The sequence below is a fragment of the Bacillus sp. GW821-FHT01G09 genome (assembly GCF_059422205.1).
This window is the reverse complement of record NZ_JBWKWL010000004.1, coordinates 473,258-496,279: the sequence shown is the minus strand read 5'-3', so window position 1 is coordinate 496,279 and position 23,022 is coordinate 473,258. Positions and strand designations below refer to the sequence as shown.

25 protein-coding genes are annotated in these 23,022 nt (G+C 43.8%); 22 read left to right on the top strand and 3 right to left on the bottom strand.

What is annotated here, in order from left to right; all coding sequences use genetic code 11:
* Window positions 1-10: 10 nt before the first annotated feature.
* The gene (locus AC07VD_RS16230) at window positions 11-145 is read right to left on the bottom strand and encodes a YqzM family protein (RefSeq protein WP_003229983.1); all 135 of its coding nucleotides are present in this window, start codon (window positions 143-145) and stop codon (window positions 11-13) included.
* Window positions 146-185: 40 nt separating this feature from the next.
* Between AC07VD_RS16230 and AC07VD_RS16225 the strand changes: the two genes are divergently transcribed.
* Entirely contained in the window at window positions 186-335 is a 150-nt protein-coding gene (locus AC07VD_RS16225; protein ID WP_003229985.1) for a hypothetical protein, read from the top strand.
* Between the two features lie 39 nt (window positions 336-374).
* Window positions 375-1,418 carry a DNA polymerase III subunit delta gene (gene holA, locus AC07VD_RS16220; RefSeq protein ID WP_029317888.1) on the top strand — a complete coding sequence of 348 codons (1,044 nt, stop codon included), beginning with the start codon at window positions 375-377 and terminating at the stop codon, window positions 1,416-1,418.
* A gap of 14 nt (window positions 1,419-1,432) precedes the next feature.
* Here holA and rpsT read toward each other — a convergent pair whose 3' ends face one another.
* Window positions 1,433-1,699, bottom strand: coding sequence for a 30S ribosomal protein S20 (rpsT, locus tag AC07VD_RS16215; protein WP_003229989.1), 267 nt, complete (start codon window positions 1,697-1,699; stop codon window positions 1,433-1,435).
* Between the two features lie 203 nt (window positions 1,700-1,902).
* On the opposite strand from rpsT, the gene gpr reads away from it, so the two are divergent.
* The 12 genes from gpr to mtaB all read left to right on the top strand — a co-directional run bounded on the left by gpr (window position 1,903) and on the right by mtaB (window position 15,837).
* Window positions 1,903-3,009: a GPR endopeptidase gene (gene gpr / locus AC07VD_RS16210; protein WP_014480309.1), complete on the top strand. Its 1,107-nt coding sequence runs from the start codon at window positions 1,903-1,905 to the stop codon at window positions 3,007-3,009.
* Window positions 3,010-3,071: 62 nt separating this feature from the next.
* The gene (gene spoIIP, locus AC07VD_RS16205; protein WP_014477383.1) at window positions 3,072-4,277 is read left to right on the top strand and encodes a spore autolysin SpoIIP; all 1,206 of its coding nucleotides are present in this window, start codon (window positions 3,072-3,074) and stop codon (window positions 4,275-4,277) included.
* Window positions 4,278-4,293: 16 nt separating this feature from the next.
* Window positions 4,294-4,632, top strand: coding sequence for a YqxA family protein (locus tag AC07VD_RS16200; protein WP_024572265.1), 339 nt, complete (start codon window positions 4,294-4,296; stop codon window positions 4,630-4,632).
* A 133-nt stretch (window positions 4,633-4,765) separates the two neighbouring features.
* Window positions 4,766-6,604 carry a translation elongation factor 4 gene (gene lepA, locus AC07VD_RS16195; protein ID WP_003229999.1) on the top strand — a complete coding sequence of 613 codons (1,839 nt, stop codon included), beginning with the start codon at window positions 4,766-4,768 and terminating at the stop codon, window positions 6,602-6,604.
* A gap of 52 nt (window positions 6,605-6,656) precedes the next feature.
* A complete protein-coding gene (gene hemW, locus AC07VD_RS16190) occupies window positions 6,657-7,796 on the top strand; it encodes a radical SAM family heme chaperone HemW (protein ID WP_015714284.1) in 1,140 nt (379 codons plus the stop codon).
* An 80-nt stretch (window positions 7,797-7,876) separates the two neighbouring features.
* On the top strand, window positions 7,877-8,908 hold the full coding sequence (gene hrcA / locus AC07VD_RS16185) for a heat-inducible transcriptional repressor HrcA (protein ID WP_014114464.1): 1,032 nt from the start codon (window positions 7,877-7,879) through the stop codon (window positions 8,906-8,908).
* Window positions 8,909-8,979: 71 nt separating this feature from the next.
* Window positions 8,980-9,543, top strand: coding sequence for a nucleotide exchange factor GrpE (grpE, locus tag AC07VD_RS16180; RefSeq protein WP_003230005.1), 564 nt, complete (start codon window positions 8,980-8,982; stop codon window positions 9,541-9,543).
* A 23-nt stretch (window positions 9,544-9,566) separates the two neighbouring features.
* Window positions 9,567-11,402 carry a molecular chaperone DnaK gene (dnaK, locus tag AC07VD_RS16175; RefSeq protein WP_014477380.1) on the top strand — a complete coding sequence of 612 codons (1,836 nt, stop codon included), beginning with the start codon at window positions 9,567-9,569 and terminating at the stop codon, window positions 11,400-11,402.
* A gap of 199 nt (window positions 11,403-11,601) precedes the next feature.
* Window positions 11,602-12,729 (top strand): molecular chaperone DnaJ, encoded by a 1,128-nt coding sequence (dnaJ, locus tag AC07VD_RS16170; RefSeq protein WP_494721806.1) that lies wholly within the window; start codon window positions 11,602-11,604, stop codon window positions 12,727-12,729.
* 24 nt (window positions 12,730-12,753) lie between these two features.
* Window positions 12,754-13,689, top strand: a complete 936-nt coding sequence (prmA, locus tag AC07VD_RS16165; RefSeq protein WP_004398884.1) for a 50S ribosomal protein L11 methyltransferase — start codon at window positions 12,754-12,756, stop codon at window positions 13,687-13,689.
* Window positions 13,690-13,711: 22 nt separating this feature from the next.
* Complete coding sequence (locus AC07VD_RS16160; protein WP_015251679.1) at window positions 13,712-14,482, top strand: 16S rRNA (uracil(1498)-N(3))-methyltransferase; 771 nt, start codon at window positions 13,712-13,714, stop codon at window positions 14,480-14,482.
* Complete coding sequence (gene mtaB, locus AC07VD_RS16155; protein ID WP_003230017.1) at window positions 14,482-15,837, top strand: tRNA (N(6)-L-threonylcarbamoyladenosine(37)-C(2))-methylthiotransferase MtaB; 1,356 nt, start codon at window positions 14,482-14,484, stop codon at window positions 15,835-15,837. Before AC07VD_RS16160 ends, mtaB begins: the two co-directional genes overlap by 1 nt.
* 35 nt (window positions 15,838-15,872) lie before the next feature.
* On the opposite strand, the gene AC07VD_RS16150 is transcribed toward mtaB, so the two are convergent.
* Window positions 15,873-16,796 carry a Na/Pi symporter gene (locus AC07VD_RS16150; protein WP_015714282.1) on the bottom strand — a complete coding sequence of 308 codons (924 nt, stop codon included), beginning with the start codon at window positions 16,794-16,796 and terminating at the stop codon, window positions 15,873-15,875.
* A gap of 172 nt (window positions 16,797-16,968) precedes the next feature.
* Here AC07VD_RS16150 and rpsU point away from each other — a divergent pair, with 172 nt between their 5' ends.
* The 8 genes from rpsU (at window position 16,969) to AC07VD_RS16110 (ending at window position 23,017) form a co-directional block, all read left to right on the top strand.
* Window positions 16,969-17,142, top strand: coding sequence for a 30S ribosomal protein S21 (gene rpsU, locus AC07VD_RS16145; RefSeq protein WP_003152957.1), 174 nt, complete (start codon window positions 16,969-16,971; stop codon window positions 17,140-17,142).
* A gap of 14 nt (window positions 17,143-17,156) precedes the next feature.
* Window positions 17,157-17,603 (top strand): GatB/YqeY domain-containing protein, encoded by a 447-nt coding sequence (locus AC07VD_RS16140; protein ID WP_003230022.1) that lies wholly within the window; start codon window positions 17,157-17,159, stop codon window positions 17,601-17,603.
* Between the two features lie 130 nt (window positions 17,604-17,733).
* The gene (locus tag AC07VD_RS16135) at window positions 17,734-19,047 is read left to right on the top strand and encodes an NfeD family protein (protein WP_029946405.1); all 1,314 of its coding nucleotides are present in this window, start codon (window positions 17,734-17,736) and stop codon (window positions 19,045-19,047) included.
* 21 nt (window positions 19,048-19,068) lie between these two features.
* Window positions 19,069-20,064 carry a flotillin-like protein FloA gene (gene floA / locus AC07VD_RS16130; RefSeq protein ID WP_014477375.1) on the top strand — a complete coding sequence of 332 codons (996 nt, stop codon included), beginning with the start codon at window positions 19,069-19,071 and terminating at the stop codon, window positions 20,062-20,064.
* A gap of 24 nt (window positions 20,065-20,088) precedes the next feature.
* Entirely contained in the window at window positions 20,089-20,508 is a 420-nt protein-coding gene (locus AC07VD_RS16125; RefSeq protein ID WP_064671020.1) for a YqfB family membrane protein, read from the top strand.
* Window positions 20,509-20,564: 56 nt separating this feature from the next.
* A complete protein-coding gene (gene yqfC / locus AC07VD_RS16120) occupies window positions 20,565-20,846 on the top strand; it encodes a sporulation protein YqfC (RefSeq protein WP_003226191.1) in 282 nt (93 codons plus the stop codon).
* Between the two features lie 18 nt (window positions 20,847-20,864).
* Complete coding sequence (yqfD, locus tag AC07VD_RS16115) at window positions 20,865-22,061, top strand: sporulation protein YqfD (RefSeq protein ID WP_003230033.1); 1,197 nt, start codon at window positions 20,865-20,867, stop codon at window positions 22,059-22,061.
* Window positions 22,058-23,017, top strand: coding sequence for a PhoH family protein (locus AC07VD_RS16110; protein ID WP_014477373.1), 960 nt, complete (start codon window positions 22,058-22,060; stop codon window positions 23,015-23,017). Before yqfD ends, AC07VD_RS16110 begins: the two co-directional genes overlap by 4 nt.
* Window positions 23,018-23,022: the final 5 nt, after the last annotated feature.

The following is a 23,022-nucleotide window of genomic DNA, read 5'->3' as shown; positions in this document are numbered from 1 at the left end:
GCAGTCGCTGTTATGAACCAACTAGGTGAATAACCGTTGCCATGACAAACAAGAAGGCGAAAAATCCGAAGGACACAACAAAACCAACAGCTGAATCTACAGCATCATTTCGTTTGCTTTGAACGTTTTTTTCAAAATCATTCAACTTTATCCCTCCTGACTGATTTAAGTATAATGGAATTGTTTTGAAAAATCTAGAAGCTAAGGTAACGTTTTCTGTTCTGGTGATTATCGCCTTTTTACAAGCTGTCCCGGGGGCTTGCGAACAGGCGTTTAATATAAATGGGGAAGCAGCAGTCAGGCTTCCTCTTTACTATTTTGCAAACTCAATTTAGGATAGAAGGGGATGATGAAAGAGAGGAAGTCGTACAACAATGGTATTTGATGTGTGGAAAAGCCTGAAAAAAGGAGATGTCCATCCGGTTTATTGTTTATACGGAAAAGAGACATATCTGCTGCAAGAAACCGTCAGCAGGATCAGACAGACGGTCGTTGATCAGGAGACAAAGGATTTCAATCTGTCCGTTTTTGATCTGGAAGAGGACCCGCTGGATCAAGCAATTGCAGATGCTGAAACGTTTCCGTTTATGGGGGAGCGGCGTCTTGTCATTGTGAAAAATCCATATTTTTTAACAGGTGAAAAGAAAAAAGAAAAAATTGAGCACAACGTCAGTGCGCTTGAATCATATATACAATCACCTGCGCCTTACACAGTCTTTGTCCTGCTTGCTCCGTATGAAAAGCTTGATGAGCGGAAAAAGCTGACGAAAGCGTTAAAGAAGCACGCGTTTATGATGGAGGCGAAGGAATTAAACGCAAAGGAAACGACAGACTTTACTGTCAACCTTGCAAAAACAGAGCAGAAAACAATCGGCACGGAAGCGGCGGAGCATTTGGTTCTGCTTGTGAACGGGCATCTGTCATCGATTTTTCAGGAGATTCAAAAGCTCTGCACGTTTATTGGAGATCGTGAAGAAATTACGCTGGATGATGTAAAAATGCTTGTTGCTAGAAGCCTTGAACAAAATATTTTTGAGCTGATCAATAAAATCGTCAACCGAAAACGAACAGAGAGTCTGCAAATTTTTTATGATTTGCTTAAACAAAATGAAGAACCGATCAAAATTATGGCGCTTATTTCGAACCAGTTCCGGCTGATTCTGCAGACAAAGTACTTCGCGGAACAGGGATACGGACAAAAACAAATCGCTTCTAATCTAAAAGTTCACCCATTTCGGGTAAAGCTGGCGATGGATCAAGCAAGGCTTTTTTCAGAGGAGGAGCTCCGTTCAATTATTGAACAGCTTGCTGTCATGGACTATGAGATGAAAACCGGGAAAAAGGACAAGCAGCTCCTGCTCGAACTGTTCCTTTTACAGCTGTTAAAAAGAAATGAAAAAAACGATCCCCATTATTGAGGATCGTTTTTATATTATGCAGAAAGTCCGTTCACTTTTTTCGCTAGTCTTGATTTGTATCGAGCTGCGGTATTTTTGTGTACAAGACCTGTTTTCACTGCTTTATCAATACGTTTAGCTGCTTCAGTAAGAGCAGTTTTCGCTTTGTCAGCTTCGTTGTTGGCAACAGAAGCTTCAACTTGTTTGATTGCAGTACGCATAGCAGATTTGATTGTCGCGTTATGAACGCGGCGTTCGTTGTTTGTTTTTGTACGTTTAATCGCTGATTTAATGTTTGGCATGTGTTTCACCTCCTAAGATACAACCTGTAGCACAGTGTCTTAAGGTTAAATCTTCTTCACAATAGAACAAATTGTATTCTATCAAACACACCTTTAGATTGCAATATAAATGTAAAGTATTTTTCATTGAAGGTTCTCTTTTTAGCATGATTCATTCAGCAAATGGCAACAATATAGGTACTTAATGTGAAGGAGGCCCCTGTATGAAAAAAAGTGAGCTAGATGTGAATCAGTATTTGATACGTACCGATTTGGCAGTGGAAACGAAGGAAGCAATGGCCAATCAGCAGGCTGTGCCGACAAAAGAAATTAAAGGCTTTATTGAAAAAGAGCGTGATCACGGCGGCATTAAAATCCGCACAGTTGATGTTACAAAGGAAGGCGCAGAGCTTTCGGGAAAAAAAGAAGGGCGCTATTTAACGCTTGAAGCACAGGGAATCAGGGAGAATGATTCGGAAATGCAGGAGAAGGTCTCTGCTGTCTTTGCAGAGGAATTCTCAGCTTTTCTTGAAAACCTTAATATCTCAAAAGATGCGAGCTGTTTGATCGTTGGGCTCGGCAACTGGAACGTGACACCTGACGCGCTTGGACCGATGGCAGTAGAAAATCTGTTGGTAACAAGGCACTTGTTTAAGCTTCAGCCGGAAAACGTACAGGAGGGTTACAGGCCTGTCAGTGCATTTGCACCGGGTGTAATGGGGATAACAGGAATCGAAACAAGTGACATTATTAAAGGTGTGATTGAGCAATCGAAGCCTGATTTTGTCATCGCCATTGATGCGTTGGCGGCGCGGGCGGTGGAAAGGGTCAACACAACCATTCAAATATCGGATACAGGCATTCACCCGGGATCTGGAGTGGGGAATAAACGAAAAGATTTAAGCAAAGACACGCTTGGTGTTCCGGTGATCGCTATCGGTGTTCCGACAGTAGTTGATGCCGTGACAATTGCCAGCGACACGGTGGACTACATATTAAAACATTTTGGCAGAGAAATGAAGGATAACAGGCCGTCAAGATCGCTTGTTCCGGCAGGCATGACCTTTGGGAAGAAGAAAGTGCTCACTGAAGAAGATCTTCCTGATCAAAAGCAGCGCCAATCGTTCCTAGGTATTGTCGGAACCCTTCAAGAGGATGAAAAACGGCAGCTCATTCACGAGGTGCTTTCGCCTTTAGGGCACAACTTAATGGTTACGCCGAAGGAAGTCGATTCATTTATCGACGATATGGCAAATGTTTTAGCGAACGGATTAAACACAGCGCTTCATGAAAAAGTGTCACAAGAAAACAAAGGCTCCTACAATCACTAAACAGTTCTACTTCCTCTAGCTTGTTCATAGAGTAATTACTAGACAAGCGCTGGAGGGATTCAATGAGAAATAAACGCAGAAACAGACAAATTGTTGTTGCGGTAAATGGAGGGAAAGCGGTAAAAGCCATCTTTCTATTTATCGTAAGCCTTATCGTGATTTTTGTTTTATCCGGTGTGCTGACGTCTCTCCGGCCGGAACTTAGGCCGTCGTCTGACTCTTTTTATGGGATAGCTGAAGAATTGCCGGGTGACGTGTTTGCACATTTGCTGCGGATGGAAAACCATTATTTCGCTTCTGACCTCTCTCAAACAGACAGCTCATTTCATCTTTCTCGTCTTTCTTTAAAGCTGGCGACGAGCATTAACCTCGAAGATCCACGGAGCTTTCTCGGCCGGGAGCTGCCAGGGTTTGCACAATTTGATACCGAGATTTTGTTAGCTGGACAAGGGACCGATTATACGAATATGCCTGCGGAATCGCCGCCGCCGTCTAAGGTGATGGAGGAAGAAAGGGAAGCGAATTTGGCAGAGATTGAAAAACAGCAAACGCAATCAGATAATGCGCAAAAAGATCCGCCCAAACAAACAACAGGTGATAAAAAGGTTGTGTTTATCTATCACACGCACAATACGGAATCATATCTCCCTCTATTAAAAGGCGAGACCGATCCTGACATGGCGCGCCATTCTAAAGCCAACGTCACGCTTGTAGGAGATATGTTCGGACAAGCGCTTGAATCCCAGGGAATCGGAGCCACAGTGAATAAAACCGATATACAGTCAAAATTGAATAAAAAAGGCTTAAACTATGCCAGGTCCTATGATGAATCAAGGCCGGTTGTGAAAGACGCCCTCGCTTCAAACAAAAATCTGCAATATATCATTGACATCCACAGAGACTCACGGCGCAAAAAAGACACAACCGCAACGATTAAAGGAAAAAGCTATGCCAGGGTAGCCTTTGTCGTCGGGAAAAAAAGCAAAAACTTCGAAGAAAACTATAAAATTGCGAGTGAGCTTCATAAACTGATGGAGAAAAAATACCCCGGACTTAGCACAGGTGTCTTTTCCAAAGGCTCGCCAGGCGATAATGGTGTTTACAATCAGGATTTAACCGATAGAGCGCTTTTGCTCGAATTTGGCGGAGTAGATAATAATCTCGAAGAGCTGCAGCGTGCGGCTAACGCGGCCGCGGACGTATTCAGCGAAATGTACTGGGATGCTGAAAAGGTCAACGCAGCGAGCGGGGAGACGAAAAAACAATAAGAAATAGGTGGTTGATTTGATTGCATACTTTGGAAAATGCTTACTGCTTGTCACGATCATGTTTTTAGGCGTACTGTTCGGCATGCAGCAGGCAAACAACGGGATGCTGAGTATGAAAGGCTATCATGACCCTTCACTGAAGGGGGCGTTTACGCTCACCGACGGAAAAGATAATGAAAAAGAAGCCTCAATCCTAGGAGAAACAGTCACGGCAAAAGATTTAGAAGAAAAACAAAAAGAGCTGGAAAAGGTGGAGACATTCAATATGTTTTCAAAAGCCGGAAAAGCGCTTTCGAACACCGTAACCAATACTGCCCAGTCAATGTATGAATGGATACGGGATATGAATCAATAAGTACGTGAAAGAGAAAAGCAGCCCAGATATGATAGGGAACTTTTCTCTTTCTTGTTTTACATTGAATCTTTACAATCCTATTGATATAATCTAAGCTAGTGTATTTTGCGTTTAATAGTAGGAGTGATAGATTGTGACAGATAAAGAAAAGCGTTTAGAGAGGCAATCGAGAATACGGAATTTCTCTATCATTGCCCATATTGACCACGGAAAATCGACCTTAGCGGATCGTATTTTAGAAAAAACGTCGGCAATCACTCAACGAGAAATGAAAGAACAATTGCTCGATTCTATGGATCTTGAACGTGAGCGGGGCATAACCATTAAATTAAACTCTGTTCAGCTTAAATATAAAGCAAAAGACGGAGAAGAATATATCTTTCATCTAATCGATACGCCGGGACACGTCGACTTCACATATGAAGTATCCCGAAGCCTTGCTGCCTGTGAGGGAGCGATTCTTGTCGTAGATGCAGCCCAGGGGATTGAAGCGCAGACGCTCGCCAATGTCTACTTAGCGCTTGACAACGATCTTGAAATCCTTCCGGTCATCAATAAAATCGACCTTCCGAGCGCCGAGCCTGAACGTGTGCGCCAAGAGGTAGAAGACGTTATCGGCCTTGATGCATCAGAAGCCGTGCTTGCTTCAGCAAAAGCCGGTATTGGGATTGAGGAGATTTTAGAACAAATCGTAGAAAAGGTGCCAGCTCCGACCGGAGATCCGGAGGCGCCGCTCAAAGCGCTGATCTTCGACTCGCTTTATGACGCCTACCGCGGTGTCGTGGCTTATATCAGAGTCGTTGAAGGAACGGTAAAGCCGGGACAAAAAATCAAAATGATGGCAACCGGCAAAGAATTCGAAGTAACAGAGGTAGGCGTGTTCACGCCGAAAGCAACTCCGACAAATGAACTGACGGTCGGTGATGTAGGCTTCCTGACTGCCTCAATCAAAAATGTCGGTGACACACGTGTCGGTGATACAATAACGAGCGCTGCTAATCCTGCAGAAGAAGCGCTGCCGGGATACCGCAAGCTAAACCCGATGGTGTACTGTGGTTTGTATCCGATTGATACAGCGAAGTATAATGATTTAAGGGAAGCTCTTGAAAAGCTTGAGCTGAATGATTCCTCCCTTCAATATGAAGCGGAAACTTCGCAAGCGCTTGGATTCGGGTTCCGCTGCGGATTTTTAGGCATGCTTCACATGGAGATCATTCAGGAGCGAATTGAGCGTGAGTTCAACATCGACCTGATTACGACAGCGCCAAGCGTTATCTATGACGTGTATATGACAGACGGCGAAAAGGTCGTTGTCGACAACCCGTCTAACATGCCGGATCCTCAAAAGATCGAACGAGTTGAGGAGCCATACGTAAAAGCGACGATGATGGTGCCGAATGACTATGTCGGCGCTGTAATGGAGCTTTGCCAAGGAAAACGAGGCAATTTCATTGATATGCAGTATTTAGACGCAAACCGTGTCAGCATCATTTATGATATGCCATTAGCGGAAATCGTATATGAGTTTTTTGACCAGCTGAAATCAAGCACTAAAGGCTATGCGTCCTTTGATTATGAACTGATCGGCTACAAACCGTCCAAGCTTGTGAAAATGGACATTATGCTGAATGGTGAAAAAATCGATGCCCTTTCCTTTATCGTGCATCGTGATTACGCATATGAACGCGGAAAAGTGATCGTTGAAAAACTGAAAGAACTCATTCCGCGCCAGCAGTTTGAAGTTCCGGTACAAGCCGCAATCGGCCAGAAAATCGTGGCCCGCTCCACCATAAAAGCAATGCGTAAAAACGTATTGGCTAAATGTTACGGAGGGGACATCTCACGTAAACGGAAACTTCTTGAAAAACAAAAAGAAGGAAAACGCCGTATGAAGCAGGTCGGCTCAGTTGAAGTGCCGCAAGAAGCATTTATGGCAGTTCTGAAAATGGACGACAGTCCGAAAAAACAATAGAAGCCGCCGCAGTCTTGTACTGCGGCTTCTTTCTGTAAAGAAGGTGAATCCGTTGAAATCAGCTTATATCCATATCCCATTTTGTGAGCATATTTGCCACTACTGCGATTTCAATAAATATTTTATTCAAAGTCAGCCAGTCGACGAGTATTTAAACGCACTCGAACAGGAAATGATAAATACAATAGCAAAAACTGGGCAGCCTGATCTCAAAACAATCTTTATCGGAGGAGGCACGCCGACCTCCCTGTCTGAGGAACAGCTCAAAAAGCTGATGGACATGATCAACCGCGTACTGAAGCCCTCAAGCGACTTATCGGAATTTGCGGTTGAAGCGAATCCGGACGACTTGTCCGCAGAGAAATTAAAAATATTAAAAGAAGCAGGCGTAAATCGCCTCAGCTTTGGTGTGCAAACGTTCGAAGACGATCTGTTAGAAAAAATCGGCCGAGTGCACAAGCAAAAAGATGTATTCACCTCTTTTGAAAGAGCGCGGGAAATCGGTTTTGAGAATATCAGTCTTGATCTCATGTTCGGGCTTCCGGGGCAAACCCTCAAGCATCTGGAACATTCCATAAACACTGCTTTATCATTGGATGCCGAGCATTATTCCGTTTACTCCCTTATTGTAGAACCGAAAACGGTATTTTATAATTTGATGCAAAAAGGGCGGCTTCATCTTCCGCCGCAGGAGCAGGAAGCTGAAATGTATGAAATGGTGATGAGCCAGATGGAAGCTCACGGCATCCATCAATATGAAATCAGCAACTTTGCTAAGGCAGGCATGGAATCTAAGCACAATCTAACGTATTGGAGCAACGAACAATATTTCGGTTTCGGAGCCGGCGCTCACGGATATATCGGCGGCACACGAACAGTGAACGTCGGACCTGTTAAGCATTACATTGACCTGATAGCTGAAAAGGGTTTTCCGTACAGAGATACACATGAAGTGACAACAGAAGAACAGATTGAGGAAGAAATGTTTTTAGGTTTGAGAAAAACAGCCGGTGTCAGCAAAAAACGATTCGCAGAAAAATACGGCCGTTCCCTGGATGGACTTTTCCCAAGCGTGTTAAAAGACCTCGCTGAAAAAGGGCTGATTCACAATTCGGAGTCTGCCGTTTATTTGACTCATCAAGGGAAATTATTAGGCAATGAAGTTTTTGGCGCTTTTTTGGGTGAGTTATAATTGACATTTTTCTTGTGGTTTGATACTTTTGTTATAGAATTAGCACTCGCTTATTGAGAGTGCTAACAGAGGTGATGATGATGTTAACAAATCGTCAGCTGCTGATCCTTCAGGTTATAATCAACGATTTTATTAAATCGGCACAGCCGGTGGGATCAAGAACTCTTTCGAAAAAAGATGAAATCACATTTAGCTCTGCAACAATAAGAAACGAGATGGCTGACTTGGAGGAATTGGGCTTTATTGAAAAAACCCATTCATCCTCAGGACGTGTTCCGTCAGAAAAAGGGTATCGGTACTATGTTGACCATTTGCTGTCACCCGTCAAACTGACGAAAAGCGACCTGGACCAAATCCACTCGATCTTCAAAGAGAAAATTTTCGAGCTGGAGAAGACAGTTCAAAAATCAGCGCAAATTTTGTCCGATCTGACGAATTACACATCCATCGTACTCGGGCCGAAGCTGAGTGAGAATTACCTTAAACAGATTCAAATCATTCCGATTCAGCCTGATATGGCGGTAGCGATTCTCGTTACCAATACGGGGCATGTGGAAAACAAAACGATTAACTTTCCGGCCAAAATGGATCTGTCTGATATTGAAAAACTGGTAAATATACTGAACGACCGTTTAAGCGGCGTTCCAATGGATGAACTGAATGAGCGCATATTTAAAGAAGTTGTCATGTACCTAAGACAGCACATTAAAAACTATGACAATATACTCGACGCGCTTCGTTCAACCTTTCATTCCACAAATCACGTTGAAAAGTTGTTTTTTGGCGGGAAAATCAATATGCTGAACCAGCCGGAGTTCCATGATATCACCCGAGTTCGGTCGCTGCTTTCATTAATTGAGAAAGAACAGGATGTTTTAAAGCTGGTTCAATCCCCGCACACGGGAATTTCGATTAAAATCGGAAAAGAAAACGACTATGAAGAGATGGAAAATTGCAGTCTGATTACGGCTTCTTATTCCGTAGACCAGAAGCAGATCGGCTCAATTGCGATTATCGGCCCGACACGCATGAATTATTCCAGGGTTGTCAGCCTGCTTCAGCATGTGACTTCGGACTTGTCAAAAGCATTAACAAGTCTGTATGATGAATAAGGGAATTTTGGCAAATTTTATCGAAGGGCAGCACCTGTCCTTCTCCTTACACTTTGAGGGAGGTGAACACAATGTCAGAAGAAAAACAAACCGTTGAACAAAACGAAACAGAAGAGCAAGAAATCATTGAAGAACAAGCTGCCGCTGATGAACAGCAGGAAGAAACAAATGAAAGCGAACTTCTTCAAAACCAAATTAACGAATTGCAAGGTTTGCTTGAGGAAAAAGAAAACAAACTTTTGCGTGTTCAAGCAGACTTTGAAAACTATAAACGACGCAGCCGTTTAGAGATGGAAGCGTCCCAAAAATACCGTTCTCAAAATATCGTGACTGATTTGCTGCCGGCTCTTGACAGCTTTGAACGAGCGCTTCAGGTTGAAGCCGACAATGAACAGACGAAAAGTTTGCTCCAGGGAATGGAAATGGTCCACCGTCAGCTCGTAGAAGCCTTGAAAAAAGAAGGCGTCGAAGCCATCGAAGCTGTAGGGCAGGAATTTGATCCTAATCTGCACCAAGCTGTTATGCAGGCTGAAGACGAAAACTACGGCTCCAACATTGTTGTTGAGGAAATGCAAAAAGGCTATAAGCTGAAGGATCGCGTCATTCGCCCTTCCATGGTCAAAGTGAATCAATAATTACATAGCAGGAGGTTATTCAAGTGAGTAAAGTTATCGGAATCGACTTAGGAACAACAAACTCATGTGTGGCAGTGCTTGAAGGCGGCGAGCCTAAAGTTATTGCTAACGCTGAAGGAAACCGCACAACGCCATCAGTTGTTGCGTTTAAAAACGGCGAACGTCAAGTAGGGGAAGTGGCTAAACGCCAATCTATTACAAACCCTAACACAATTATGTCAGTCAAACGTCATATGGGTACTGATTATAAAGTTGAAATTGAAGGAAAGGATTACACTCCACAAGAAGTGTCTGCTATCATCCTTCAACACCTTAAATCATACGCTGAAAGCTATCTTGGCGAAACAGTATCAAAAGCAGTTATCACAGTTCCTGCATACTTTAACGATGCTGAGCGTCAAGCAACAAAAGACGCTGGTAAAATTGCAGGTCTTGAAGTAGAACGTATCATCAACGAGCCGACTGCAGCAGCGCTTGCATACGGACTTGATAAAACAGATGAAGATCAAACGATCCTAGTATACGACCTTGGCGGCGGTACATTCGACGTTTCCATCCTTGAGCTTGGCGACGGTGTATTCGAAGTTCGTTCAACTGCCGGCGACAACCGTCTGGGCGGGGACGATTTTGACCAAGTTATCATCGATCATCTTGTGTCTGAATTCAAAAAAGAAAACGGCATTGATTTATCAAAAGACAAAATGGCGCTTCAGCGTTTGAAAGACGCAGCTGAAAAAGCGAAAAAAGATCTTTCCGGCGTATCTTCTACGCAAATTTCTTTACCGTTTATCACAGCTGGAGAAGCAGGACCGCTTCACCTTGAACTTACATTAACTCGTGCTAAATTCGAAGAGCTTTCTTCTCATTTAGTAGAGCGCACAATGGGTCCTGTCCGTCAAGCGCTTCAAGATGCAGGACTTTCTGCAAGCGAAATCGACAAAGTCATCCTTGTCGGCGGATCAACTCGTATCCCTGCCGTACAAGAAGCAATCAAAAAAGAAACTGGAAAAGAAGCGCATAAAGGCGTAAACCCGGATGAAGTTGTAGCGCTAGGTGCTGCGATTCAGGGCGGCGTTATCACAGGTGACGTAAAAGATGTTGTTCTGCTTGACGTTACACCGCTTTCTCTCGGTATCGAAACAATGGGCGGCGTGTTTACAAAACTGATCGACCGCAACACGACGATCCCGACAAGCAAATCTCAAGTGTTCTCAACTGCTGCTGATAACCAAACAGCTGTTGATATCCATGTTCTTCAAGGTGAGCGCCCAATGTCTGCCGACAACAAAACACTCGGCCGCTTCCAGCTTACTGATATCCCGCCAGCACCGCGCGGCGTGCCTCAAATCGAAGTTTCTTTCGATATTGACAAAAACGGTATCGTAAACGTAAGAGCAAAAGACTTAGGCACAGGGAAAGAACAAAACATTACAATTAAATCTTCTTCAGGTCTTTCAGATGAAGAGATCGAACGCATGGTTAAAGAAGCGGAAGAAAATGCTGACGCTGATGCGAAGAAAAAAGAAGAAATCGAAGTCCGCAACGAAGCAGATCAGCTTGTTTTCCAAACTGAGAAAACATTAAAAGATCTTGAAGGCAAAGTGGATGAAGAACAAGTGAAAAAAGCCAACGATGCCAAAGACGCTTTAAAAGCAGCAATTGAGAAAAACGAATTTGAAGAGATCAAAGCGAAAAAAGATGAGCTTCAAACAATCGTTCAAGAGCTTTCTATGAAGCTTTATGAAGAAGCTGCTAAAGCACAGCAAGCTCAAGGCGGAGCAAACGCTGAAGGCAAAGCGGATGACAACGTTGTCGACGCTGAATACGAAGAAGTAAACGACGACCAAAACAAAAAATAAGTTCTTTTTAGTGTCAGCCCCGCTTCCGGAGCTGACCGAAAAGAACACATTTCATAATCTGATTCAATGATTAGAAAGTCAAAGTCAGGCATCTCTTGGCTTTGACTTTTTTTCTTGCCCGGGATAAAAGGAATTGAAAAATCATAATTCAAAATGATACAATCTAATTTATGTGAGAAATTCGGGAGAGTGAAGCGAGATGAGTAAGCGTGATTACTATGAAGTGCTGGGAGTAAGTAAGAGCGCTTCAAAGGATGAAATTAAAAAAGCTTATCGGAAGCTGTCAAAAAAATATCATCCTGATATTAACAAAGAAGCCGGATCAGATGAAAAATTTAAAGAGGTAAAAGAAGCGTACGAAACGCTGTCAGATGACCAAAAACGTGCGCATTACGATCAATTTGGTCACACTGATCCTAACCAAGGCTTCGGCGGCGGAGGTTTTGGCGGCGGCGATTTCGGCGGTTTTGGTTTCGATGATATTTTCTCAAGTATTTTCGGCGGAGGCACAAGACGGAGAGATCCAAATGCTCCGCGCCAGGGTGCTGATTTACAGTATACGATGACCCTGTCGTTTGAGGATGCGGCTTTCGGTAAAGAAACAACCATCGAAATTCCCCGCGAGGAAACGTGCGAGACATGTAAAGGCTCAGGTGCGAAACCTGGAACAAATCCAGAAACATGCTCCCACTGCGGAGGCTCCGGCCAGTTAAACGTGGAGCAAAATACACCGTTTGGAAAAGTCGTTAACAGACGGGTCTGCCACCACTGTGAAGGTACAGGCAAAATCATTAAAAACAAATGTGTGGACTGCGGCGGCAAAGGAAAAATCAAAAAACGCAAGAAAATCAATGTGACAATTCCAGCCGGTGTAGATGACGGGCAGCAGCTTCGTCTCTCGGGACAGGGTGAACCAGGAATAAACGGCGGCCCTGCTGGGGATTTATTTGTCGTGTTCCATGTACGCGCACACGAGTTTTTCGAGCGTGACGGCGATGATATTTACTGTGAAATGCCGTTAACGTTTGCTCAGGCTGCTCTTGGAGATGAGGTAGAAGTGCCGACGCTGCATGGAAAAGTGAAATTGAAAATTCCGGCCGGTACACAAACAGGAACGAAATTCAGATTAAGAGGCAAAGGCGTTCAAAATGTCAGAGGCTATGGACAGGGTGACCAGCATATCGTCGTCCGCGTCGTTACGCCGACAAATCTGACTGATAAACAAAAAGACATTATCCGCGAATTTGCCGAAGTCAGCGGAAACCTGCCTGACGAACAGGAAATGAGTTTCTTTGACAAGGTAAAACGTGCGTTTAAAGGCGATTAATTATTGGATGAGGAGTTGGTAGTTTTGAAATGGTCCGAATTAAGCATTCACACAACACATGAAGCGGTCGAACCTATCTCAAATATATTGCATGAAGCTGGTGCAAGTGGGGTTGTGATAGAGGACCCGCTTGATTTAATTAAAGAACGTGAGAATGTGTACGGGGAAATCTACCAGCTCGACCCCAATGATTACCCAGATGAGGGTGTCATTGTCAAAGCATATCTGCCGGTTAACAGTTTTCTGGGCGAAACTGTAGACGGCATTAAAGAAACGATTAATAATCTCCTTCTTTACAATATTGATTTGGGCAGAAACCACATCACTATTTCTGAAGTAAATGAAGAAGAGTGGGCGACTGCCTGGAAAAAATATTATCATCCTGTGAAAATTTCTGAAAAGTTTACAATTGTGCCGACGTGGGAGGAATATACGCCGGTCCATACTGATGAACTGATTATTGAAATGGACCCGGGAATGGCTTTCGGCACAGGGACACATCCCACAACCGTACTCTGCATTCAGGCGCTTGAACGCTTTGTGCAAAAGGGTGATAAGGTGATTGATGTCGGCACTGGTTCGGGAATTTTAAGTATTGCGGCTGCAATGCTTGAGGCTGAATCGGTTCATGCCTACGATCTTGATCCCGTGGCTGTAGAAAGTGCACGCCTCAATCTCAAGCTGAACAAAGTCAGCGATATTGCTCAAGTGAAGCAAAACAATTTGTTAGACGGGATTGAAGGGGAACATGATGTGATTGTGGCCAACATTTTGGCTGAAGTCATTCTTCGCTTTACTTCACAAGCGTACAGCCTGTTAAAAGAAGGCGGCCACTTTATTACGTCAGGAATCATCGGTCATAAAAAACAAGAAGTAAAAGAAGCACTGGAACAAGCTGGCTTTACCATTGTAGAAATCCTTTCAATGGAAGATTGGGTCAGTATTATTGCGAAAAAATAACAGTTAGTAGGTGTCACAGCGTATGCAACGATATTTTATCGAGCTCACGAAGCAGCAAATAGAGGAAGCGCCGGCTTTTTCGATTACCGGCGAAGATGTTCATCATATTGTGAACGTGATGAGAATGAATGAGGGAGATCAGATTATCTGCTGCTCTCAAGACGGCTTCGAGGCAAAATGTGAACTTCAATCTGTTTCCAAAGATAAAGTGTCCTGCCTTGTGATAGAATGGACGAATGAAAACAGAGAGCTTCCGATAAAGGTCTATATTGCGAGCGGCCTTCCGAAAGGAGATAAGCTTGAATGGATTATCCAAAAGGGGACTGAGCTCGGAGCTCATGCCTTTATTCCTTTCCAAGCCGCGCGTTCTGTTGTCAAGCTGGATGACAAAAAGGCAAAGAAAAAGCGGGAAAGATGGACGAAAATTGCGAAGGAAGCGGCTGAACAATCGTACCGTAACGAAGTGCCGCGAGTGATGGATGTCCATTCTTTTCAGCAGCTTCTTCAAAGGATGCAGGATTTCGATAAATGTGTCGTTGCATACGAGGAGTCATCGAAGCAAGGGGAAATAAGCGCATTCAGCGCGATTGTAAGCAGCCTTCCGAAAGGATCATCTCTATTGATCGTATTTGGTCCCGAAGGCGGTTTAACAGAAGCGGAGGTTGAACGGCTCACAGAGCAAGACGGTGTGCCGTGCGGCCTTGGACCGAGAATTTTAAGGACAGAAACCGCTCCGCTATACGCGTTGAGCGCGATTTCTTATCAAACAGAGTTATTAAGAGGTGATCAGTAATGGCAACTGTTGCTTTCCATACGCTTGGCTGTAAAGTCAACCATTATGAAACAGAAGCAATCTGGCAGCTTTTCAAAGAAGCGGGCTATGAAAGAAGAGACTTTGAACAAACAGCTGATGTATATGTCATTAATACATGTACGGTTACAAATACGGGAGATAAAAAAAGCCGCCAAGTGATCAGACGCGCCATTCGTCAAAATCCTGACGGTGTCATCTGTGTCACAGGCTGCTACGCGCAAACCTCACCTGCTGAGATTATGGCGATCCCCGGTGTCGACATTGTAGTCGGAACACAGGACCGTGAAAAAATGCTTGGCTACATTGACCAATACCGAGAAGAACGCCAGCCGATTAATGGCGTCAGCAACATCATGAAAGCAAGAGTCTATGAAGAGCTAGATGTGCCTGCTTTCACGGACCGGACAAGAGCGTCATTGAAAATACAGGAGGGCTGCAATAATTTCTGCACATTCTGTATCATTCCGTGGGCGCGCGGCCTGCTCCGCTCCCGCGACCCTGAAGAAGTCATTAAACAAGCGCAGCAGCTTGTCGATGCCGGATATAAGGAAATTGTTCTTACGGGTATTCATACAGGCGGCTACGGCGAAGATATGAAAGATTACAACTTCGCGAAGCTTTTGAGCGAATTAGACACCCGTGTGGAAGGCGTGAAACGGATCAGAATTTCTTCAATCGAAGCCAGCCAAATCACTGACGAAGTGATCGAGGTCTTAGACCGCTCAGATAAGATAGTGAATCATCTGCATATTCCTATCCAATCCGGATCAAACACAGTGCTTAAACGGATGAGACGCAAATATACAATGGAATTCTTTGCAGACCGTTTAAATAAATTGAAAAAAGCACTGCCAGGCTTAGCTGTTACTTCTGATGTCATCGTCGGGTTCCCTGGAGAAACAGAAGAAGAATTTATGGAAACCTATAACTTTATTAAAGAACATAAATTCTCTGAGCTGCATGTTTTCCCTTACAGTAAACGTACAGGAACACCAGCTGCACGAATGGAAGACCAAGTGGATGAAAACGTGAAAAACGAACGTGTGCATCGCCTGATTGCTCTTTCTGACCAGCTTGCAAAAGAATACGCTTCTCAGTATGAAAATGAAGTGCTTGAGATTATCCCTGAGGAAGCGTTTAAGGAAACAGAAGAAGAAAATATGTTTGTCGGTTACACAGACAATTATATGAAGGTTGTTTTCAAAGGTACGGAAGATATGATCGGCAAAATCGTAAAAGTCAAAATCCTAAAAGCAGGTTATCCTTACAACGAAGGACAGTTTGTCCGTGTGGTTGAGGATGAAATAACTGAACACATGCGTTTGTCTTCTTAACCTAAAAAATCGGTGCATTAAAATGTACCGGTTTTTTATTTAGCCGGGATAAGAAGGTGAATCAATCGGTAAAACAAGTTTGTAAGCGGAAGAAATAAAAGAGCTGTTACTACATTAAATAAAAGACTGAAATGAGCAATTCTTTGGGCAGGATCGGGTGATAACTGCTCTACAAAGCCGGTCGCTGCGGTCAGAAAAGGCAATACTAGAGCCACCCCTAGCACGTTAAATACCACATGCGCATACGCTGTCTGTTTCGCCGCATATCCGCCGGATACAGCAGCCATGACAGCTGTAATGCATGTCCCGATATTTGATCCGAGTACGACGCTCATCGCCTGTGTCAGTCCGATAATCCCTTCATTCATAAAACTCATCAAAATGCCGATACAGACAGAACTGGAGTGAATGATGGCAGTTAACACCATCCCGATGAGCAAAGCGGACCAGTTTGAATCGTTAACATGGTATAGAACGTCGGCTCCCGTTTTCAGCTTTGTCAGCGGCCCGGCAAGGTGGCTGAATCCGCTGATGCAAAAGAAGATGATGCCCAGTCCAAGGAAGCTTGTTCCCAGCTGTTTCAAAGGATACCTGCCAGTCAGAAAAAACAATAAACCTCCTATTAAAAGAACCCAAATCAAAATATCCATTTTGATAGCAATAAATTCAGTTGTAAAAGTAGAGCCAACATTCGTCCCCAGAATCATCGGTATTGTCCGCTTAAAAGAAAGAACGCCCGCACTTACAAAGCCGATGACAATGACCATAAAGGCTGAACTGCTCTGAAGTATCCCCGTAAATACAATGCTGATAAGAAACGCTTTTAACGGATGGTCCGTAAATAAAAGCAAACGTTCTTCAATTTTTGAGTACGCCATTGAAATTAAGCCCTTTCGAAGCATGTTCATGCCTGCGAGAAAGAATAATATAAGAGCAGTAAAGCTAATCAAAATTAACATCCTATTCACCAACCCCTTTCTATCATTATATAGACAGGCAGTCGCACTCATGACGGAAAAGTGAACTCACTTAGTTGACCTGACTGATGGCTTATATTATAATGTCAAAGTACATGTTTATATGTGTAACTTAAAGGTAGTCGATTGGTGTATTCGGAGGGAGGGAAAGAGAATGTCAAAAACGGTCGTTAGAAAAAACGAATCGCTTGAAGATGCTCTTCGTCGCTTCAAACGCAGTGTATCAAAGACAGGTACTTTGCAAGAAGCAAGAAAGCGTGAATTTTATGAAAAACCTAGCGTAAAGCGCAAGAAAAAGTCTGAAGCTGCTAGAAAACGCAAATTCTAAAAGAGGGTGGATTTATGAGTCTTCTTGAGCGTCTCAACCAGGATATGAAGCTGTATATGAAAAACCGTGAGAAAGACAAACTGACTGTCGTTCGAATGGTTAAGGCTTCACTTCAAAATGAAGCAATTAAGCTTAAGAAAGACAGTTTGACCGAGGATGAGGAACTCACTGTCCTTTCTCGTGAACTTAAGCAACGTAAAGACTCCCTCCAGGAATTTTCAAACGCTAATCGTTTAGATTTAGTAGATAAAGTTCAAAAAGAGCTGGACATTTTAGAAGTTTATTTACCTGAGCAGCTGTCAGAAGAAGAGCTGCGTACAATCGTAAATGAAACCATCGCGGAGGTCGGTGCGAGCTCAAAAGCGGACATGGGCAAAGTGATGGGGGCAATTATGCCTAAAGTAAAAGGTAAAGCTGACGGAAGTTTAATTAATAAGCTTGTGAGCAGTCAACTGTCTTAAATGGCAAAGAAAAGGACATCTTTCTAAGAGAGATGTCTTTTTTTATACATAAAAAAATGAAACCTTTGATACATTTGTTACGTATGAAGAGAAGGCACTTATTATAAAAGGAAGGAGGGATACACCGCCCTTGCTTCAAATCAAAGGATTCCGTGCTGCTCTTTTGAGTATATTTTTACTTTCTTTATTAGGCGTACAACTGAACGCAAAAGCAGAAAAACAAACTGTTTATGTGATTCCGGTTGAAAAAAATGTCGAACAGGGTCTCGCCTCGTTTTTGTCCCGTTCGTTACAAGACGCAAAGGATGCACATGCAGACCATATTATTCTTGATATCAATACCCCGGGGGGATTGGTCAAATCTGCTATTGATATGGCCGATTTGATAACGGAAAGCGAGATCCCCGTAACTGCATATGTCAACAAACGCGCGTTGTCTGCTGGTGCATATATTGCACTGCAAGCAGATCACATTTATATGGCGCCTGGCGGAAAAATGGGAGCCGCCGCGATTGTTGATGGCCAAGGCAATGCCGCTGACCAAAAAGCTCAATCACTTTGGCTGGCAGAGATGGAAGATGCCGCAGTGAAAAATAACCGCGATCCAAAATATGCGCTCGCAATGGCTGACCCGGATATAGATGCTAAGGAAGTTGGCGCGCCTAAAGGAGATCTGCTGACACTTAACGCAGACAAGGCAATTGAGATAGGCTATTCAGAAGGCACTGCTGACAATTTGTCCACGCTCGTAAAGAAGCTTGGGTTCGAAAAAGCGCAGATCAGCTACGCAAAGGAGAGCTTTGCGGAAAAGACGGCAAGGTGGCTGACGAATCCGGTCATTGTCCCTATTCTGCTGACAATCGCTTTTTTAGGTCTGACGGTGGAGCTTTTTTCACCGGGTGTCGGCCTCCCTGGAACGGCTGGACTCATTGCGTTATTGCTGTTCTTTTACGGGCATCTTGCAGCCGGCCTTGCCGGGTATGAGACGGTTCTCCTCTTTATAGCAGGGGTGATCCTCATCCTGCTTGAGATTTTTCTTCCCGGAGGAATCATTGGATTACTGGGCTTGGGAGCGATTATTGCGAGCCTGTTTTTAGCCGCGGGGAGCTTCACTGTAATGGCGGTTTCTCTCTTGATCGCCTCAGCTGTTTCGATTACAGCTTTTATTTTACTGACAAGGGTGTTGGGAAAGCGTATGAAATTCTTTAAGAAATTGATATTAAATGATTCTACAAATACGGAGAGCGGCTACGTTTCAAATCAAACGCGCACGGACTTAATGGGAAAAGTGGGTATAACCTTTACACCGCTGCGTCCTTCCGGTACCGTCATTATTGATGATGAACGCCTTGACGTTGTATCGGAGGGATCGTTTACAGAAAAAGATAAAAAAGTAAAAGTGATAAAAGTAGAAGGCTCACGCATTGTCGTGAGAGAAATTTAAATAGAAACGAGGAGAAGTTATATGGATCCGTCAACACTTATGATTCTGGCAATTGTCGCAGTAGCGATCATTGTTTTGGCAGTATTTTTTACATTTGTGCCTGTAATGCTTTGGATTTCAGCTTTGGCAGCCGGAGTGAAAATCAGCATTTTCACTCTAGTTGGGATGAGGCTTCGCCGTGTCATTCCGAATCGGGTTGTTAACCCGCTGATTAAAGCCCATAAAGCGGGACTTAATGTTGGAACAAACCAGCTTGAAAGCCACTACCTGGCCGGAGGTAATGTTGACAGAGTCGTCAACGCGCTTATCGCCGCTCAGCGAGCTAACATTGAACTCACATTCGAGCGCTGTGCTGCCATTGATCTTGCAGGCCGGGACGTGTTGGAAGCTGTTCAAATGAGCGTTAATCCTAAGGTGATTGAAACACCGTTCATTGCCGGTGTCGCAATGGACGGGATTGAAGTGAAAGCGAAAGCGAGAATCACAGTAAGAGCGAATATCGAGCGCCTCGTCGGGGGAGCAGGAGAAGAAACCATTGTAGCTCGTGTAGGTGAGGGGATCGTTTCTACAATCGGTTCATCTGGCAATCATAAAAAAGTGCTTGAAAACCCTGACATGATTTCTCAGACAGTCCTTGGAAAAGGATTGGACTCAGGAACTGCGTTTGAAATTCTCTCAATTGATATTGCAGATGTAGATATCGGCAAAAACATCGGTGCAATTTTACAAACCGATCAGGCTGAGGCTGATAAAAACATCGCGCAGGCAAAAGCGGAAGAACGACGTGCGATGGCTGTCGCTCAAGAACAGGAAATGCGTGCCCGCGTAGAAGAAATGCGCGCGAAAGTGGTAGAAGCCGAGGCGGAAGTGCCGCTTGCGATGGCAGAAGCTTTGCGTGAAGGGAATATTGGCGTCATGGATTACATGAATATCAAGAACATCGATGCTGACACAGAAATGCGTGATTCATTCGGCAAGCTGACGAAAGACCCTTCGGATGAAGACCGCAAATCATAATCTCTCTAAGAAGGGAGAACGCTGATGGAAGATTTACTGACCAATCCGCTTATTATTGCAGCGATCATCGGAATCATTTCTGCGATTTTCGGCAAAAAGAGCAAAGATGAAAAGGAAAACAGCCAAAAAAGAAAAAAACCTCAACACGTGCAATCTGCTTCTCCTCAAAAGAAGCAGTCAAAAGAAGATGCCCCTGCACCTATCCCTAACCGTATGGAACAGGCAAGACGGGAAGCGGAAGAAAGACGCAGGGAAACAGCAAGAAACCTGAAAGGGCTGGAACGAGATCTTGCTGCTGCCAAACAAAAAACAGTATACACAAAACAAAAAATGCTTCAGATGAATAAAGACACCGTCGTACAGGGGATCGTTCTAGGAGAGGTGTTCGGGCCTCCACGGGCGAAAAAACCTCACCGTACGATGCGCCCGGCCCGTAAAAATTAAAGTGTTAGAACCTCCTTTCAAATCATACATATGAGATGAAAGGGGGTTCTTTTTGTATGGGGCAAAGAAAGAATCGTATGAAAGCTTGGCTGACAAGAGCATTGGAAATTCCCCCGGACGTTATGATGGATCTGCCGAGGATTACAATGGTTGGCAGACTTCATATCTACATAGAAAACCACAGAGGCCTTTTGCTTTTCAGTGAGAATGAAGTGAGGCTGATGCTGAAGCAGGGCCAGTGCATCATATCTGGTAAAAATTTTGTCATCAAGGCGATTCTTCCGGAAGAGATACTTTTGGAGGGTACGATTGATGTCGTTCGATATGTTGAGTCATAAAGCCGAGGGGGAAACGTTGTGAAAAATAAATGGCTGTCTTTTTTTTCGGGTAAGGTCCAGCTTGAATTGACGGGAAGAGGGATTGAGCGGCTCCTTAATGAATGCACAAGACAGGGGATTCCGGTCTTTCATGTCAAAAAAAAGAAAGAAGCCGTATCGTTATATATACAGCTTCAGGATGTACATGCCTTTCGGCGGGTGAGAAGTAAATTTAAATGTAAAGCCCGATTTATCAATCGGAAGGGTTTTCCCTTCCTGTTGCTGAAATCAAAGCTGAATATAGGGTTTACGATCGGTTTTGCGATTTTTTTCATCCTTTTGTTTTTGCTGTCCAATATGGTGTGGAAAATTGATGTGACAGGCGCTAAGCCTGAAACAGAACATCAAATGAGGCAGCATCTTAATGAAATCGGCGTCAAAAAGGGCCGTCTGCAGTTTTTAATGATGTCGCCCGAAAAAATACAGAAATCATTAACCAATGGAATAGACAATATCACTTGGGTCGGAGTTGATCTGAAGGGGACGACCATTCACATGAAAGTCGTGGAGAAAAATGAGCCCGAAAAAGAAAAGTATGTTAGCCCGCGCAATATTGTCGCCAAAAAGAAAGCAACGATTACGAGAATGTTTGTGCAAAAAGGACAGCCCATGGCTGCCATACACGATCATGTTGAAAAGGGTCAGCTGCTTGTTTCGGGGCTGATCGGCAGCGAAGACCATCAGCAGGAAGTCGCCTCAAAAGCTGAAATTTACGGAGAAACCTGGTATAGATCAGAAGTGACAGTCCCGCTTGAAACATTATTTAACGTCTATACGGGCAAAGTAAGGACAAAGCACAAGCTTTCTTTTGGCTCGTTGGCAATCCCGATCTGGGGGATGACGTTTAAAAAAGAGGAATTGAAGCATCCAAAAACAGAACAAGAAAAGCATTCGCTTCATTTTCTCGGATTTAAGCTCCCTGTATCCTATGTCAAAGAGCAAACGAGAGAAAGTGAAGAGGCTTTACGAAAATATACGAAAGAAGAAGCAGTTCAAGAAGGCATTAAATTGGGTAAACAGGATGTAGAGGATAAAATAGGCGAAAACGGCGAGGTGAAAAGTGAAAAAGTTTTGCACCAGACTGTTGAGAATGGTAAAGTAAAGTTGATTATTCTCTACCAAGTTATAGAAGATATCGTTCAAACCACACCTATTGTCAGGGAGACTGAAGAATGACAGAACATTTACTTGCGATGAATCAAAAACTGAAAAACCCGGACGAGGCGCTTTCACTCTTCGGGAACCAAGATTCTTTTTTGAAATTGATGGAGAAAGATCTGAATGTAAATATCATTACGCGCGGCGAGACGATTTATGTTTCAGGCGATGATGAATCGTTTCAGATTGCAGACAGGCTGCTGGGATCGCTCCTCGCTTTAATTCGCAAGGGGATAGAGATCTCTGAACGTGATGTGATTTACGCCATCAAAATGGCAAAGAAGAATGAACTTGAATACTTTGAAAGCATGTATGAAGAAGAAATTACAAAAAACGCAAAAGGCAAATCAATCCGTGTAAAAACAATGGGACAGCGGGAATACGTGGCCGCTATGAAGCGGAATGACCTTGTATTCGGCATTGGTCCGGCGGGAACCGGGAAAACGTACCTGGCTGTCGTAAAAGCAGTCCATGCTTTAAAAAACGGACATATCAAAAAAATCATTTTAACAAGACCTGCCGTGGAAGCTGGTGAAAGCCTTGGTTTTCTCCCAGGTGACCTAAAAGAAAAAGTAGATCCTTATTTGCGCCCGCTGTATGACGCTCTCCATGATGTGCTTGGGGCAGATCATACAGAACGTCTGATGGAAAGAGGCATCATTGAAATTGCTCCGCTCGCATATATGAGGGGACGGACGCTCGATGATGCTTATGTTATACTTGATGAAGCACAGAATACCACGCCTGCTCAAATGAAAATGTTTTTGACGAGACTGGGTTTTGGCTCTAAAATGATCATTACAGGTGACGTTAGCCAAATTGATCTGCCGAAAGGCGTCAAATCGGGACTTGCAGTAGCGAAGGAGATGCTGAAAGGAATAGACGGCATTTCTATGATTGAGCTAGACCAGACAGACGTGGTCAGACATCCGCTTGTTGCGAAAATTATTGAAGCATACGATAAGCAAAATTAATGCTG

Coding starts and splice junctions, on each gene's coding strand:
- holA (WP_029317888.1), top strand. CDS start 375: ATGGTATTTGATGTGTGGAAAAGCCTGAAAAAAGGAGATGTCCATCCG.
- rpsT (WP_003229989.1), bottom strand. CDS start 1,699: ATGCCAAACATTAAATCAGCGATTAAACGTACAAAAACAAACAACGAA.
- gpr (WP_014480309.1), top strand. CDS start 1,903: ATGAAAAAAAGTGAGCTAGATGTGAATCAGTATTTGATACGTACCGAT.
- spoIIP (WP_014477383.1), top strand. CDS start 3,072: ATGAGAAATAAACGCAGAAACAGACAAATTGTTGTTGCGGTAAATGGA.
- hrcA (WP_014114464.1), top strand. CDS start 7,877: ATGTTAACAAATCGTCAGCTGCTGATCCTTCAGGTTATAATCAACGAT.
- grpE (WP_003230005.1), top strand. CDS start 8,980: ATGTCAGAAGAAAAACAAACCGTTGAACAAAACGAAACAGAAGAGCAA.
- dnaJ (WP_494721806.1), top strand. CDS start 11,602: ATGAGTAAGCGTGATTACTATGAAGTGCTGGGAGTAAGTAAGAGCGCT.
- AC07VD_RS16160 (WP_015251679.1), top strand. CDS start 13,712: ATGCAACGATATTTTATCGAGCTCACGAAGCAGCAAATAGAGGAAGCG.
- mtaB (WP_003230017.1), top strand. CDS start 14,482: ATGGCAACTGTTGCTTTCCATACGCTTGGCTGTAAAGTCAACCATTAT.
- AC07VD_RS16150 (WP_015714282.1), bottom strand. CDS start 16,796: ATGTTAATTTTGATTAGCTTTACTGCTCTTATATTATTCTTTCTCGCA.
- rpsU (WP_003152957.1), top strand. CDS start 16,969: ATGTCAAAAACGGTCGTTAGAAAAAACGAATCGCTTGAAGATGCTCTT.
- AC07VD_RS16140 (WP_003230022.1), top strand. CDS start 17,157: ATGAGTCTTCTTGAGCGTCTCAACCAGGATATGAAGCTGTATATGAAA.
- floA (WP_014477375.1), top strand. CDS start 19,069: ATGGATCCGTCAACACTTATGATTCTGGCAATTGTCGCAGTAGCGATC.
- AC07VD_RS16125 (WP_064671020.1), top strand. CDS start 20,089: ATGGAAGATTTACTGACCAATCCGCTTATTATTGCAGCGATCATCGGA.
- yqfC (WP_003226191.1), top strand. CDS start 20,565: ATGGGGCAAAGAAAGAATCGTATGAAAGCTTGGCTGACAAGAGCATTG.
- AC07VD_RS16110 (WP_014477373.1), top strand. CDS start 22,058: ATGACAGAACATTTACTTGCGATGAATCAAAAACTGAAAAACCCGGAC.